Source organism: Rhodopila sp. (assembly GCF_965277165.1).
Taxonomy (GTDB): Bacteria; Pseudomonadota; Alphaproteobacteria; order Acetobacterales; family Acetobacteraceae; genus Rhodopila.
This window is the reverse complement of record NZ_CBDICE010000006.1, coordinates 2,349,905-2,363,528: the sequence shown is the minus strand read 5'-3', so window position 1 is coordinate 2,363,528 and position 13,624 is coordinate 2,349,905. Positions and strand designations below refer to the sequence as shown.

General features: G+C 63.4%; 15 protein-coding genes. 6 read left to right on the top strand and 9 right to left on the bottom strand.

Annotation, left to right across the window (positions count from 1 at the left end):
• Positions 1 to 7 precede the first annotated feature (7 nt).
• Entirely contained in the window at positions 8 to 1,084 is a 1,077-nt protein-coding gene (locus ACQY4Y_RS23070) for an amidohydrolase family protein (RefSeq protein WP_428492913.1), read from the top strand.
• A gap of 118 nt (positions 1,085 to 1,202) precedes the next feature.
• Here ACQY4Y_RS23070 and ACQY4Y_RS23065 read toward each other — a convergent pair whose 3' ends face one another.
• The 7 genes from ACQY4Y_RS23065 to ACQY4Y_RS23035 all read right to left on the bottom strand — a co-directional run bounded on the left by ACQY4Y_RS23065 (position 1,203) and on the right by ACQY4Y_RS23035 (position 6,612).
• Positions 1,203 to 2,318 carry a 5-methyltetrahydropteroyltriglutamate--homocysteine S-methyltransferase gene (locus ACQY4Y_RS23065; RefSeq protein ID WP_428492912.1) on the bottom strand — a complete coding sequence of 372 codons (1,116 nt, stop codon included), beginning with the start codon at positions 2,316 to 2,318 and terminating at the stop codon, positions 1,203 to 1,205.
• Between the two features lie 72 nt (positions 2,319 to 2,390).
• Positions 2,391 to 3,182: an alpha/beta fold hydrolase gene (locus ACQY4Y_RS23060; RefSeq protein WP_428492911.1), complete on the bottom strand. Its 792-nt coding sequence runs from the start codon at positions 3,180 to 3,182 to the stop codon at positions 2,391 to 2,393.
• Between the two features lie 157 nt (positions 3,183 to 3,339).
• Entirely contained in the window at positions 3,340 to 3,552 is a 213-nt protein-coding gene (locus ACQY4Y_RS23055; protein WP_428492910.1) for a VOC family protein, read from the bottom strand.
• A 9-nt stretch (positions 3,553 to 3,561) separates the two neighbouring features.
• Positions 3,562 to 3,807: a VOC family protein gene (locus ACQY4Y_RS23050; RefSeq protein WP_428492909.1), complete on the bottom strand. Its 246-nt coding sequence runs from the start codon at positions 3,805 to 3,807 to the stop codon at positions 3,562 to 3,564.
• Between the two features lie 313 nt (positions 3,808 to 4,120).
• The gene (locus ACQY4Y_RS23045; protein WP_428492908.1) at positions 4,121 to 4,774 is read right to left on the bottom strand and encodes a GntR family transcriptional regulator; all 654 of its coding nucleotides are present in this window, start codon (positions 4,772 to 4,774) and stop codon (positions 4,121 to 4,123) included.
• A gap of 790 nt (positions 4,775 to 5,564) precedes the next feature.
• Positions 5,565 to 6,368 (bottom strand): pirin family protein, encoded by an 804-nt coding sequence (locus ACQY4Y_RS23040; protein WP_428492907.1) that lies wholly within the window; start codon positions 6,366 to 6,368, stop codon positions 5,565 to 5,567.
• 28 nt (positions 6,369 to 6,396) lie between these two features.
• Positions 6,397 to 6,612, bottom strand: a complete 216-nt coding sequence (locus tag ACQY4Y_RS23035; RefSeq protein ID WP_428492906.1) for a rubredoxin — start codon at positions 6,610 to 6,612, stop codon at positions 6,397 to 6,399.
• Positions 6,613 to 7,023: 411 nt separating this feature from the next.
• Between ACQY4Y_RS23035 and oxc the strand changes: the two genes are divergently transcribed.
• The 3 genes from oxc to ACQY4Y_RS23020 all read left to right on the top strand — a co-directional run bounded on the left by oxc (position 7,024) and on the right by ACQY4Y_RS23020 (position 10,609).
• Entirely contained in the window at positions 7,024 to 8,682 is a 1,659-nt protein-coding gene (oxc, locus tag ACQY4Y_RS23030) for an oxalyl-CoA decarboxylase (protein ID WP_428492905.1), read from the top strand.
• 123 nt (positions 8,683 to 8,805) lie between these two features.
• Positions 8,806 to 10,185 carry an FAD-binding oxidoreductase gene (locus ACQY4Y_RS23025; protein WP_428492904.1) on the top strand — a complete coding sequence of 460 codons (1,380 nt, stop codon included), beginning with the start codon at positions 8,806 to 8,808 and terminating at the stop codon, positions 10,183 to 10,185.
• A gap of 25 nt (positions 10,186 to 10,210) precedes the next feature.
• A complete protein-coding gene (locus ACQY4Y_RS23020) occupies positions 10,211 to 10,609 on the top strand; it encodes a hypothetical protein (protein WP_428492903.1) in 399 nt (132 codons plus the stop codon).
• 251 nt (positions 10,610 to 10,860) lie between these two features.
• Here the strand turns inward: ACQY4Y_RS23020 and ACQY4Y_RS23015 are convergent, their stop codons facing one another.
• Both ACQY4Y_RS23015 and ACQY4Y_RS23010 read right to left on the bottom strand, forming a co-directional pair.
• Positions 10,861 to 11,640 carry an HpcH/HpaI aldolase family protein gene (locus tag ACQY4Y_RS23015; RefSeq protein WP_428492902.1) on the bottom strand — a complete coding sequence of 260 codons (780 nt, stop codon included), beginning with the start codon at positions 11,638 to 11,640 and terminating at the stop codon, positions 10,861 to 10,863.
• Positions 11,641 to 11,816: 176 nt separating this feature from the next.
• Positions 11,817 to 12,539 carry an aspartate/glutamate racemase family protein gene (locus tag ACQY4Y_RS23010; protein WP_428492901.1) on the bottom strand — a complete coding sequence of 241 codons (723 nt, stop codon included), beginning with the start codon at positions 12,537 to 12,539 and terminating at the stop codon, positions 11,817 to 11,819.
• Positions 12,540 to 12,698: 159 nt separating this feature from the next.
• On the opposite strand from ACQY4Y_RS23010, the gene ACQY4Y_RS23005 reads away from it, so the two are divergent.
• Both ACQY4Y_RS23005 and ACQY4Y_RS23000 read left to right on the top strand, forming a co-directional pair.
• Positions 12,699 to 13,118, top strand: coding sequence for a DUF983 domain-containing protein (locus ACQY4Y_RS23005; protein WP_428492900.1), 420 nt, complete (start codon positions 12,699 to 12,701; stop codon positions 13,116 to 13,118).
• Entirely contained in the window at positions 13,115 to 13,615 is a 501-nt protein-coding gene (locus ACQY4Y_RS23000) for a UPF0262 family protein (protein WP_428492899.1), read from the top strand. Before ACQY4Y_RS23005 ends, ACQY4Y_RS23000 begins: the two co-directional genes overlap by 4 nt.
• The last annotated feature ends 9 nt before the right edge of the window (positions 13,616 to 13,624 follow it).

Genomic DNA, 13,624 nt, shown 5'->3' with positions numbered 1-13,624 from the left:
ACGGGCCATGCCGAGCGGGCTGCAGCAACGTGAGCCGTTTCATCATCCTCGGGTGCGTGCGGACTGGCTGGCCAATCTGACCGAGGCGGTGCTGGACCCAGCGCAGCCGATCATCGACCCGCACCACCATTTGTGGAAGGCGCGGCCCGATCCTTATCTGTTGCCCGACCTGGTGGCGGATCTGACTTCTGGCCCGGGCGGGGGGCACAACGTTCTGGCCACGGTGTTCATCCAATGCGGGTCGGAATACCGCACCCAGGGGCCTGAAGAGATGCGTCCGGTCGGGGAGACCGAATTCGTCGCCGCCGCGGCGGAGCAATGCGAAACCGGCCGTTATGGCGCGCTGCGTGCCTGCGCCGGGATCGTCGGCCACGCCGATTGCCGGCTGGGCGAGCGGATCGACGCGGTGCTGGCCGGCCATGTCGAGGCCGGGGGCGGCCGCTTCAAGGGTATTCGGCACAGCGGAACGTGGGATGCCGCGATTGCTCCGACCGCGCCGCCGGGGGCGCCGTCGGGGTTGTATCGCGACCCGGCTTTTCGCGCCGGGTTTGCCAGGCTGCACGGCTTCGGCTTGACGTTCGAGGCCTGGCTGTATCATCCGCAACTATCTGATCTGGTCGATCTGTTGCGTACGTTCCCGGAGCAGAAGGTGGTGCTCAATCACTGCGGCGGACCGCTGGGGGTGGGGCCGTACCAGGGTCAGCGCGCCGAGGTATTCGCGCAGTGGCGTGCCTACATCACGGAACTGGCGAGCTTCCCCAATCTTTACGTGAAGCTGGGCGGCCTGGCGATGAACGTGAATGGGTTTGGTTATCACCATGAACCGCTGCCGGCGTCCTCGGGCGAGATGACGGCGGCCTGGCGGCCTTATTTCGATACTGTTATTACGGCCTTCGGGGCCGATCGCTGCATGTTCGAGAGTAATTTTCCGGTCGACAAGGGGATGTGCAGCTACGCCGTGCTGTGGAACGCGTTCAAGCGCGTCGCCGCGGGTTGTTCAGCGGACGAGAAGGCCGCGCTGTTTCATCGTTCGGCGCAACGGTTCTACGACCTGCCGGCGGTGGAGGACTTACCGGCCAGGTGAACGGGCGGATGCCGATCGGCGATGTGATCGTGCCGTATTTGAATTGGTCTTGCGCGGGCAAGGAGCAGCAGTCGATGGTTGAAAAATTCGTGCTTGCGGGGGCTTTTTGGGTTGCGGGTCAGAGGTCGCCCCAGACTTCTCGGGCCACTTCGACGCAGCGGGATAATTTAGCCCATTGCTGATCCTCGGTCAGCGTGTTGCCCTCCTCGGTGGAGGCGAAGCCGCATTGGGGTGACAGCGCGAGTTGTTCCAGCGGCAGGTATTTCGCGGCCTGGTCAATGCGGCGTTTCAATTCGTCCTTGCTTTCCAGTTCGCCGGTCTTGCTGGTGATGATGCCGAGCACGACGATCTTGTGGCCGCGCGGGACGAAGCGCAGCGGTTCGAAACCGCCGGCGCGTTCGGTGTCGTATTCCATGAAGTAGGCGTCGGCGTCGATCTGGTTGAACAACACCTCGGCGACCGGTTCGTAACCGCCCGATGCGACGAAGGTGGAGCGGAAGTTGCCGCGGCAGAGGTGCATCGAGATCGTCATCCCTGGCGAACGGCCGGCGATCGCCTGGTTCAGCATGTCGGCGTAGATGGTCAGCAGGTTATCGACGTGTTCGCCGCGCGCCTTCAGCATCGCGATCTGTTCGGGGTCGCACAGATAGGCGATGTTGACCTCGTCCAGTTGCAGATAGCGGCAGCCGGCGGCGCCGAAAGCGGCGACGGCCTTGTGGTAGGCGGCGCCGAGGTCGGCAAAGAAGCCGTCCAAACTGGGGTAGGCGGCTTTATCGATCGCCTGCCGGCCGCCGCGGAAATGCACCACCGAGGGCGATGGAATGGTTTGCTTGGCAACCGAATTACCCACGTGGCCGGCGAGGAAGCGGTAATCCTCGATCATCGTCGGCTGGGTCCAGCCGATGCGCCCGTTCACCCGCAGCTTGTGGCGCAGCGGGACGTTGCCGTGGAATTGGATCTTCTCCTCGGGTTCGTAGATCTCGACGCCATCGAGGCCGGCGACGAAATCATAGTGCCAGTAGGCGCGGCGGTATTCGCCGTCGGTGGCGGCGCGCAGGCCGATGTCCTGTTGCCTGGCGATGGCGGCGGCGATGCAGGTGTCCTCGATTTGGCGCAGGGCGTCGGGCGGCAGGGCGCCGGCTTTCGCGCTGGCGCGCGCCTGGCGCAGCGGTTCCGGGCGCAACAGGCTGCCGACGTGATCGGCGCGGAACGGCGGTTGGCGAGGCGGGGTCATGGCGGGTCCTCCTGGTGGTTTGTTGTTCGCCGCGTCCGCGCGTGGTGGACATTCCTCGGTTCGGGGCGGAATTCAGATCGTGCGGGTCCATTCGCGCACCGCGCGCACCACGGCTTGCGGCTGTTCGGGGATCAGCGCGTGGCTGGCGTCGGGAATGAGGACGACGCTGACACGCTCGGCGCCGAGATCGTCGCGGATGGTGTTGCGCGTGTCGGCCGGGCGCCAGGGGTCGAGTTCGGCCTGCAGATCGAGTACCGGCGCGGATCCGGCGGTCCACCACTCGGCTTGCGGCGTGGCGGCGCTGGCGGCGCGCTGGGCCTTCGACGCAACCGGGTGCCAGTTGCCCAGCCACGGCGTCGGGTCATGGTTGGGGGCGAAGAACGCGACGCGCAGGGCGGCGAGGCGGACCGGATCGGGCAGGCTGGTATCGACGCACTTCGCGAGTTCCTCACGCAGCGCCGGATTGGCTGATTTGGCGGCCGCTGCGGCCAGGATCACGCCGCGCACCAGATGCGGGTGGTCGGCCGAGAGGCAGCGGCCGATCCATTGTCCGAAGGCATGGCCGAGCACGAAGCATGGCGGCTGGGCCAGTTGCTCGATCACTGTCGCGACGTCGCGGGCGTAGTCGTGCAGCGTCAGGTCCTGCATCGGGCCGGTACTGCCGCACATGCCCCTGGGTTGCGGGCGCAGGACGCGAAACCCGACGGCTGCGAACATCTGGGCGATGGCGTCGAAATCCTCGGAATCACGCGAGGAAGATGGCAGCAGGACAAGAGCGTCCGCCGGCTCTATGTCCGCTTCATCCTGTATGACGTCGATCGACACGGTGTCGTACGCGACCGAAACCCGCCGGCGCTCGCCCATCTGCCTGCTCCCTGGTATTCGGCGGCAGGCTAGCCCGGTGCGTTGCTACACGGAACCCCGGCAACGGTGCGGTGCTGAGTGCCGCCGGACAACCCGAGCAGGCGGTCCAAGGCCGGGCGGATTCACCGCCGTATGGTTGACTTGGCTGGGATGGGTGTCAGGCGTTCTGATCCCAGTTCGGATCATCACTCGGACTCTGCCTGCCGCCTTCGGTCAGCAGCCCCTTGCCGGGGATGTGGTTGATTTCGAGCCGGATGCCGTCGGGGTCCTCGAACACGAAAAAATAGTAGCCTTCCGCCCATTCACGTTCGATCGGACCTCGGTCGATGCGGGCGCCCATTTCGCGCAATTTTTGCGCGGCCTTGTCCACGTCCTGGCGTCAGCGGGCACGCAGGCACAGGTGGTGGAGCCCGACGCGGTTTTGCATGAAACGTTGGCCTTCGTACTCGGGCGCGCAGCGCTGAATGCCCAGCGCCGTGCGGCCTCCGACATGGTAGACGAAATTGTTGCCGTCATAGACCTTCTTCAAACCGAGAAATGGTAAAAGCTCGCAATAGAATGCGCGTGATGCGTCGAAGTCACTGACCGTGAGAATGACGTGTGCCATTCCGTTGACCTCGATCATTGAGCCGCCCCCTGAGCCTGTTCGATTTCCCTCGGTAGTCTCCGCAATCCTGTCCTGACCTGCAACCCGTTCGCTAAAGTCAATAACGAGCATGACCGCGGTATGTTAGACGAGCGGCGTGCTGCGTAATCCACAGCGGCGAACAAGGCTGTCTTCAAGACGACGCTGTCTATAGACCCCCGAAGGACTGCACCCGATGGTGGGGAACGCAGACAGATCACGGAGCTAGGCGGGGCCGTGCTCGTCGTTGGCACAAAACTCTCACACCACCCTGCTTCGGGCCGGATAGAGAAATGGAACCAGCTAAATCGGGTCAAAAGCGGCTTTGCAATGGCTGCCGTCCGCTATTCTCAACAGCCTCGATAAAGATCGGTTCCCACGTTCGGATGTGTTTTCTCACGAGCGGCTTGATCGACTTTGCATCGCCGGCAGCGGCCAATTCGATCAGCCGAAAGTGTTCCCGCACGGAGTCGGCCTGACGCTCCCTGCCCGCCCGGGACGCGATGCCGTAGAGCCGCATCTTGTCGCGCAACGACATCGCCATTTCCGTTAGAAGCGCATTGCCGGCTGCATCGATGAAGGCGTAATGAAAGTTCCGGTCGGCCGCCAGATACTCACTGATATCATCAGCCGCCACCGCATACCTGATATCGTCGGCAAGAGAGCGCAGCCCGTCCAAGGATTTCTCATGACGATTGGCTAGTATCTCAGCGGCACGAACCTCAACAAGCTCTCGAACGTCGAAAAGATTGCGCAGATCTTCAAGCGTCGTCGCCGTCACCTTGAAGCCGCGATTGCGCATCGGGTCGACGAGGCCGTTACGAGCGAGTTCGAGCAAGGCCTCACGGACCGGCGTCGTAGAAACACCAAGATCGGCAGCCAAGGTCGGAACCGAATACATCGCTCCCGGCAGGCTCTGACCCGAGATGATCTCGGCACGCACAAGCTGCAGGACCTTTTCGCGCAAGTTTTGATCCATCGTTATCCTGCCGGTTCCGTCCTTGGTTCGGATCTTCAGCCGAGCCCAGCCGAATTGGCGACAGAGTGCGCCACTACGACTGGCTATAAGGAGATGTTGAGCTCGAAAGCCAATTCGTGCTCAGGAAGTGCCACCGCGAAAGCTGGGCAACGAGGAAAATTAGGATGGCGATTCTCCCATCCGGGCTGCATCAGGCGAAATCGATGGCAACAGGCCCCCTGCGTCCAGGGGGAACCCGGCACTAGCCATTGCCCCTGTCTTGGCGGCGAAATAGGAGCGCGACCACACCATATGCGGACCATCGGCCAACTGTCCCACCGCCTCGGAAATGCTCCCAAGACTGATTGGCCGGCCTGGGGTTCCGCAGTTGCCTTCTGTCACCTCGTGAATGATGGTCAGGATGCTGATGTCAGGATCGTTAGCCCCTGTCGCCGAGGTGATCGCCGAGGCTACCCGGCGATGGACCTCATTCTTATGGACGCGGCTCATTTAGCCTTCCGAAATCGTGATATGAACGACGAACCTGGCTGCACAGTCGAACTGTCCGCTTGGGCGTCCGGCGGCCCACAGATCGTCTGACGCGAACGCCGTGAAGAACACCCAGGCGAAGGCACCGTCGATCGGTGTATCAGCGCCGCACTTCATCTGGATAAGGACGTCTGTGAGACGCAGGCAAGCGCAGCCTTGGAGGCAATGTCCAGACTACCCGATGCGTAACCCACATCCATGACTGGCATCTTGCTTTCTCGTTCCTCTCTGCTGGCTGGGCGTGCTGCTCTCAGCCGTCATCGCCCTGATGTTTTTCCCATTCGCGAACACGGGCATTGTCGGGCATGGACGTCTCGACGAAGAACACGTCAGTGGTGTCGGCCATCTGGCACTCGATCGTTTCCGCACCCGAGACGCCAAGGCTGTCGCGGCGGCCGAGCGTAACGTCGCCGGATTTCAGCTCTCCATCCACGACGAAGACAAAGACGCCGTGTTGTGGGGAGCGCTGGGTGTAGGTGTAGGTGCCAGGCAGATCGGTCACGATGCGTGAGACGCGCAGATCCTGCGGGACCGGAAGAGCTCCATCGGCGTCGCCGACCAACTGAACGATACGATTTCGGCGTTCGCGAAGGTCGAAGTGGGACCGCAAGTAGGAAGGCGGCAGGTAAAGCTGATTCGGTATCAGCCACAGGTAGAAGGCGTGCATATCTTCCGGACCGATGCTGAGCTCGCAGTGCTTGCCGCCTGATCCTGCCGAGAAGACGTAGTAGTCGCCCTGTCTGAGTTGATCGACGGTGCCCCGCCCGGCCGTGTTGACGTGCGTCAGTTCACCTTCCAGAACGAAAGCGCAGATGACGAAGTTATGGTGTGGATGCATGTTGTAGCCGCATCCCGCACCATGAAACGTTTCGTCGCCCCACACGCGCACCGCCCCGAAGCCGGGGCGCCCGCTTTGGTATTGGTGAAAGTTGAACGAAGATTCCCGGCTGATGAAACTGCTGGGGTGTCCGGCGACATAGGACGACGCGCTCCCCTCGGAATAGATCACATCATGGCCGCGGTCCTTGGCGCGGAGGAGGAACGATTGCGTCATCTTGTTGCTCTCGTTGGTTGAATGTTGATCAGGCTTTTTGGGCGAGATCCTGTCCGCCGACGGCGTAACCGAGGACGACCATCTCGAATTGATCCTTGGGCGTACCGCAATCGGGGCAAACCCAGTCTTCGGGGATGTCGTCCCAACGGGTTCCGGGCGCGATGCCGTGCTCTGGCAGTCCCAGAGCCTCATCGTACGAGAAACCACAACCGAGGCACATCAAGCGCTTAAAGGTAATCGTCATGAGCAATCGCACGCGTTTAACTGGTGCGCGACGTATTATAGTAACGCGCTACTGAATGCAACATGCATTTGGTGTCAGCATGCCATTGGGCTTACTTGACGACCGCTTACCCGGATCGGGGCAGCGGCTTCAACCCGGACCCGCATTCGATGATGATATTTTAAGCTGTCGGGAGAGCCTCGCTGGGCGGCCGAAACGGACAGGCATCATCGCGTCCGTCGGCGGTTGGTTCGCGCTTTCGCCGTGACATCCCCGACGTCGATATCGGAACTATCATGCCGCCGCCGCGGCCAGATCGGGCCTGCCCCTTTGCAGCGCCCCGATAATCGCCCAATCTGACGGCAACGCGATTCATTCAGACCGGATGCAGCAACGCTTGGGCTGGCCGGCCGCGGCAAGGGGGAACATCACATGAGCAAGATCGACGGCGCCACCTTAATGGCACGCAGCCTGAAGCAGCAGGGTGTCGAGTATATGTTTGGCATCGTCGGATTTCCGGTCGGGCCAATCGCCGTCGCGGCGCAGAAGCAGGGCATCCACTATATCGGCATGCGCAACGAGCAATCCGCGTCCTACGCGGCCCAGGCGGTCGGCTACATGACCGGACGGCCCGGAGCGGCCCTGGTGGTGTCGGGACCGGGCGTGGTGCACGGGCTGGCCGGGCTGGCCAACGCGCAGCAGAACTGCTGGCCGATGATCCTGATCGGGGGCGCCTCACCGACCTATCAGAACGGCATGGGGGCGTTCCAGGAAGAGCGGCAGGTGCAGATCGCCTCGCCGTTCTGCAAGTTTGCCCACGCGGTCGAGCATGTTCACCGCATTCCGTTCTACGTCGAAATGGCGGTACGGCATTCGATCTATGGCCGCCCTGGGGCGAGCTACCTGGACATGCCCGATGACATCATCCTGGGCGAAGTCGAAGAGGACAAGGTGCATCAGGCGGCGACTGTCGCCGAACCGCCGCGGATGGCCGCGATGCAGCCCGACATCGACAACGCGCTGAATGTCCTGGAATCGGCGGAACGGCCGCTGGTGATCGTCGGCAAAGGCATGGCCTGGTCACGCGCCGAGGACGAGGTGCGGGCGTTCGTCGAGCGCACGCAGGTGCCGTTCCTGGCCTCGCCGATGGGTAAGGGCGTGATGGACGACACCCATCCGCTGTCGGTCGGCGCGGCGCGCAGCCACGCGCTGCAAGAGGCCGACGTGATCGTCCTGCTGGGCGCTCGGTTGAACTGGATCATGCATTTCGGCCTGCCGCCGCGCTTCAACAAGAAGGTGCGGATCGTGCAGCTCGACATCTCGCCCGAGGCGATCGGGCAGAATGTTCCGGCCGAGGTGGCGCTGGTCGGCGATGGCCGCGCGATCGTCGGGCAGTTGAACAAGTCGCTGGAGAACCGGCAGTGGTTCTATCCCAAGGACACGCCGTGGCGCGCCGCGATCGCGGAGAAATCAGCTGCCAACGCTCGCCAGATCAAGCCAATGATCGAGGACAACTCGACGCCGACCAATTACTACCGAGCGCTGAAGGATATCAGCGCCTGGGTGCCGAATGATGCGGTGATCATCGGCGAGGGGGCGAACACGATGGATATCGGGCGCACCCAGTTGCCGAACACCGCGCCTCGGCTGCGGCTGGACGCCGGTAGCTACGGCACGATGGGGATCGGCATGGGGTTTGCCATTGCCGCCGCGGTGGTGCATCCGGATCGGCCGATCGTTTCGGTGTCGGGGGATTCGGCGATCGGGTTCTCGGGGATGGAGATCGAGACCGCGTGCCGTTACCAGCTGCCGGTCAAGGTGGTGGTTTTGAACAACGGCGGGATCGGTGGCGGGATCGCCGATTTCCCCGAGGATCGCGCCAAGCTGCCGCCTCGGGTGCTGACCATCGGGGCGCGCTACGACAGGATGATGGAGGCGTTCGGCGGCAAGGGCTGGTATATCGAGGACCCGAAGGACCTGCGCGGCGCGCTGGATGCGGCGATGGCGTTCGACGGGCCGGCGCTGGTGAATGTGCGGCTGCATCCGGAGGCCGGGCGCAAGCCGCAACAGTTTGGCTGGCACACGGCCTGAACCGGGGCTTGACGCACGGCGGCGGGTCGCCAGGGCGACAAGCAATCACGAAAGCGGGCCGAGGCTTGCCACAGGACCCCCTTTTGTCCATTTTCTAGACCAACCACCGGTCAGGAAAAGGTCATGTCGGTTGAAGCCGTTATCGCCGCCGCGGCCGGTTTTCTGGGCGAGCGGATCACCACCAATGACGCGCTGCGCGACCACCATTCGCATGGTCAGGACACCCAGACGCCGGTGATGCCCGATGCCGTCGCCTTCGTGGAATCGACTGACGAAGCGTGCCGGTTGATGGCCCTTTGCCATGCCGAACATGTCCCGGTGGTGCCATGGGGTGCAGGGACCTCGCTGGAGGGGCATGTGACGCCGGTTCGCGGCGGCATCACGCTGGACCTGTCGCGGATGAACCGGGTGCTGGACGTTAGCCAGGCGGACATGGATTGCCGGGTCGAGGCGGGCGTCACCCAGGAGCAGTTGAACACGTATTTGCGCGACGTCGGATTGTTTTTTCCGGTCGATCCGGGCACCTCGGTTTGCACCATCGGCGGGATGTCGGCGACCCGCGCCTCGGGCACCAATGCGGTCCGCTACGGCACGATGCGGGACAATGTGCTGGGCTTGTCGGTGGTGATGCCTGATGGGCGGCCGATCCGCACCGGGGGGCGGGTGCGCAAGTCGTCGTCCGGCTACGACCTGACCCGGCTGTTCGTCGGCTCCGAGGGGACGCTGGGGATCATCACCGAGATCCAGCTTCGTCTGTGGGGCATTCCGGAAGCGGTGTCCTCGGCCACCTGTCAGTTCCGGACGCTGCAGGATGCGGTTGAGACGGTGATCGCCATCCTGCAATTGGGTATCCCGGTGGCGCGGATCGAACTGCTGGACGACGTGCAGATGGCAGCCTGCATCGCCTATTCGAAGCTGCAGGGGCTGAATGTGCTGCCGACACTGTTCTTCGAATTTCACGGCACTCCGGCGGGTGTTGCCGAACAGGCCGGTCAGGCGGAGGAGATTGCCGCGGGCTACAATGGTCTGGGGTTTGCGTGGGCGACCGAGCCGGCCGAGCGCGCCAAGCTGTGGGAGGCTCGGCATGACGCGCTCTGGGCTTGCCTGGCGTGGAAGCCCGGTCATAAGGGGATCGCGACGGACGCGATCGTGCCGATTTCGCGGTTGAGCGAGGCCATCCTGGGCGCCAAGCAGGATATCACCGACTCCGGCCTGACCGCGCCGATCGTCGGCCATGTCGGGGACGGCAACTTCCACACCGTGATCATGGTGCCGCCGGAGCCCGACGGGATGGCGCGGGCGTGGGCGCTCGACAAGAAAATCGTTGCCCGGGCACTGGCGCTGGGCGGTTCGTGCAGCGGCGAGCATGGTGTCGGCATCGGCAAGCGGGAGTTTCTCGAGCAGGAGCACGGTGCGGAGGCGCTGAGCGTGATGCATGCGGTGAAGCAGGCGCTGGACCCGCGCGGCGTGATGAATCCAGGCAAGATTTTTCTGAATTCGTGACGGAGACGGAGCGTATCGTCGATCTATGCCGCGTCCGGCTGGTGATGGGCCGGTAGGGGACACGGGCTCGCCTTTCAATACGACTACCCGTATCTTCACGACTACCCGTATCTTCTTTTGCAGGGCCAATGCGCCGGCGCATCAGGACCTAGTGGAAGCAGAATGGCAATCGATCGGTCGACAGGCGAACCGGGCTATCGCTTGGGCCGCCGCGATGAGAGGTCAGGACTGTCACAGCTTTCACGGCATCCGCCGCGAGGTCTTCAATCCGCCCTGGCCGACTGATCCAAGCAGTCCCAACAGTCACGATTTGCTGCTGTTCCTGGAGGACAAGCCGATCGGCCCGATCCAGATAGACGATTTGCGTAACGCGGGCCGCTGGGTTCCATCAGACAGCCGGCAACGAGGAAGCGGACTGGGATGAGGTGTTGAGGGGGGCATTGTTCAGATGCAAACGCGGCTGGATTGATGCTGCTCTTGATATGCCGCCCTTCGGTTCCCCGACCTCAGCCCTGATCACGCCGACCCGGTGATCGTGCTTTTGTAGTTACGATCCGGCGCGCCTGCCGGACCCCAACTCTGATGATGACCCGCATCACCTTGCGGCGGCTGTCGTCGCATTTATAGCTTGTTCGGCATTGGCTTCCGTGATCGTTCTTGCTTGGGCGAACCGAGTCAGTTGGCGATTTCTCCGGCGGCCTTCCGAGTAGCACCAACGGCTTCACGCGCCGCGCGGGCCATAAGCCCGCTGTCGTTGGCAATGGTGCAGAGTTGAAAGCCCATCTGCATCATTCGCGCGGCATAGGCAGCGGTTCCGTTGTGAATGCCTGCGAACTTGCCATGCCTTTTGCATGAAGCCAGCAGCTTGCCATAGATTTCGAGGATGACGGGCTCCTCGCGGTCGAGGATTGGGATCAGCCCGAGCGACAATCCCATGTCGGATGGGCCGACATAGATGCCGTTCATACCGGGGACGCTCAGGATTTCGTCGATATTATCGATGGCTTGCTGAGTCTCGATCATTGGGATGACCAGGATTTCGTTGTTCGCGGTCGCCTGGTAGCTGCTCGCCTCGCCATACATGGCGGCCCGGATGGGGCCGTTGCTGCGCTTACCGGCCGGCGGATACAGACAAGCATCGGCCAGTGCTTTCGCCTCGGCCGCGGTGTTGACCATCGGGCAGACGATACCCATTGCGCCTCCGTCCAGGCACTTGCCTATAATTCCGGGTTCGTTCCAAGGCACGCGGACGAGCGGCGTAACCGGATGAGCCTGCATGGCCTGAAAACACTGAACCATGGACTGGTAGTCCTGCACGCCGTGCTGCATGTCGACCGTGACGCTATCCCATCCGCACTGGGCCATCACCTCCGCGGAGAAACCGGACGGGATTGCAAGCCAACCATTGACGTTTGCCTTGCCCGCGTCGATGCGCGCCTTGAGTTTGGTGGTCATGGAGGCTTTCTCCCGAGTTTGACGAGGTCGGCACGCTAGGCGCGGGTCGGCGGAGCGTCAACGCAGCCGGTCCCGATCGCCACCGACCGGGGGCATGACGCCAACGTCAGGGCAAAGAGCTGGCGCGGAGTGGCAGTGTCCTTGCCGCGCTGATCCTGCTGCCAATCCCGCGGGCTTTAGCCGCCGGTCTGGGGGCGGGCGATACCGGCACCGAGGGGCAGGAAGTCAGAGGCGTGATGCGCTTGATTGATGCACGAAATGCCGGCCAGCATTCCAATCGCGAGACCCCCGGCGGCCTGGGTCGGGTCGATCACCGGCAGCCCAAGCGCGCCGCGAAGCGCCGCCGCGTGGTGCGCCATGCCGGTGCATCCCAGGATCACCGTCCCGGCGCCCAAATCGGCGAGCTGGCGCCCGGCGGCGAGAAGCGCAGCGCCGGCTGCGTCGGGCTCCAGTAAGGTGTCCATTGATACATTCAGTGCCACCTCGCCCGCCAGGCGGTCGCCCAGCCCCATCGCGCGCAGCGCGAGTTGGTGGCGCGCCCTGGACGATTCGACAAGCGCGATCACGCCGAACCGTTCGGCACGCGCCACCGCGGCGGCGACCGCGGAGCGGAAGATGCCCAGCACCGGACGGGCAGTGACGGCGCGCACGGCCTCGATCCCCGGATCGGAGGCGCAGGCGATGATGTAGGCATCAGCGTCGGAGCGCTCGACCAGGCGGCACATCGGTTCCACGACGGCGTGCCAGTCGCGCCAGGAGTAGATTGCCGGGGGGCCCTCCGGCAGGGTGGCGACGTCGAAGTTTGGACCGGCATTGAATCGGAACGGTGCCAGGGTTCGAGAGATCGCCGCGGAACATGCCTCAGAGCTATTAGGATTGATTACCAGGACGCGGGCCATGCCGCATTCTTCCGCCGGCGCGGGTCAGGGATCAAGACGGCCGATATGGTATTGCGGCGCAGCGAGGCCTATATTTCCGGCCGATTTGTCGCCCGCCTGCGTTTAACCCGATGACTCATCGGGGTTAATCTTCTGTCAGGCGGCCGGAAGGACCTGAATATGACCCCAATGCGATGGCAGCCCGATCGGTCTGTCGCCACCAACCCCTGGCCGCATCCGCCCCTGGTCACCGCGATCGGCCGGGGTCTGATGGGGCGCTGCCCGGCTTGCGGCGAGGCCCACCTGTTCAACGGCTTTCTTCGCGTGGTGACCGCGTGCCAGAACTGCGATGCGCCGCTGGGGCTGGCCCGAGCTGACGATGCGCCGTCGTATTTCACCATCCTGGTCACCGCTCATGTGGTGGTGCCGCTGTTGATCATCGTCGATCGTATGGGCCAGCCTCCGATCTGGCTGATGTCGTCGATCTTCATTCCGTTGACATTGGTCTTGGCGATCGGTTTGCTGCGACCGATCAAGGGCGGCACGGTCGGGCTGATGCTCAATCTGAATATGCTGAAAATCGACGCCGCCGAAACATGAGCAGCTCCGCGGTCAGCGCCTCGCGTCTCGATCGGGTGATCTTGGATGGCGATGTGCCCAATAACCTTTCGCCGTTCATCGAGGCGGACCGCGAGCAGGCGGTTGCCGATCTGGCGGCAGCCAATCACTTCGCGCCATTGATCGGTACCGAAGCGCCGGGGCCGTATGCGCTGCATCTGTCGATCCTGGAAGGGCGGTTGATTTTCGACATCAGGGACGTGGCCGGCGACCCGCTGACCGCGGTCGGGCTGGCGCTTGGGCCGTTCCGTCGGTTGGTCAAGGACTACCAGTTGCTGGTGGACAGCTACATCAAGGCGGTCGAGGAGGGTCGCGAGCAGCGTATCCAGGCGATCGACATGGGTCGCCGGGGCTTGCACAACGAGGGCGCGGAGTTGATGACCCAGCGGCTAGCCGGCAAGATCGACATCGATTTCGATACCGCGCGCCGGCTGTTTACCCTGGTTTGCGTGCTGGCGCAGCGTATCGCCTCGAGATGAGGAACAGAT

Excerpts from the sequence above, each read along its gene's own strand:
- ACQY4Y_RS23065 (WP_428492912.1), bottom strand. The coding sequence starts at position 2,318 with ATGACCCCGCCTCGCCAACCGCCGTTCCGCGCCGATCACGTCGGCAGC.
- ACQY4Y_RS23060 (WP_428492911.1), bottom strand. The coding sequence starts at position 3,182 with ATGGGCGAGCGCCGGCGGGTTTCGGTCGCGTACGACACCGTGTCGATC.
- ACQY4Y_RS23005 (WP_428492900.1), top strand. The coding sequence starts at position 12,699 with ATGACCCCAATGCGATGGCAGCCCGATCGGTCTGTCGCCACCAACCCC.
- ACQY4Y_RS23050 (WP_428492909.1), bottom strand. The coding sequence starts at position 3,807 with ATGATCGAGGTCAACGGAATGGCACACGTCATTCTCACGGTCAGTGAC.
- ACQY4Y_RS23010 (WP_428492901.1), bottom strand. The coding sequence starts at position 12,539 with ATGGCCCGCGTCCTGGTAATCAATCCTAATAGCTCTGAGGCATGTTCC.
- ACQY4Y_RS23070 (WP_428492913.1), top strand. The coding sequence starts at position 8 with ATGCCGAGCGGGCTGCAGCAACGTGAGCCGTTTCATCATCCTCGGGTG.
- ACQY4Y_RS23040 (WP_428492907.1), bottom strand. The coding sequence starts at position 6,368 with ATGACGCAATCGTTCCTCCTCCGCGCCAAGGACCGCGGCCATGATGTG.
- ACQY4Y_RS23025 (WP_428492904.1), top strand. The coding sequence starts at position 8,806 with ATGTCGGTTGAAGCCGTTATCGCCGCCGCGGCCGGTTTTCTGGGCGAG.
- ACQY4Y_RS23035 (WP_428492906.1), bottom strand. The coding sequence starts at position 6,612 with ATGACGATTACCTTTAAGCGCTTGATGTGCCTCGGTTGTGGTTTCTCG.
- ACQY4Y_RS23015 (WP_428492902.1), bottom strand. The coding sequence starts at position 11,640 with ATGACCACCAAACTCAAGGCGCGCATCGACGCGGGCAAGGCAAACGTC.
- ACQY4Y_RS23000 (WP_428492899.1), top strand. The coding sequence starts at position 13,115 with ATGAGCAGCTCCGCGGTCAGCGCCTCGCGTCTCGATCGGGTGATCTTG.
- oxc (WP_428492905.1), top strand. The coding sequence starts at position 7,024 with ATGAGCAAGATCGACGGCGCCACCTTAATGGCACGCAGCCTGAAGCAG.
- ACQY4Y_RS23020 (WP_428492903.1), top strand. The coding sequence starts at position 10,211 with ATGCCGCGTCCGGCTGGTGATGGGCCGGTAGGGGACACGGGCTCGCCT.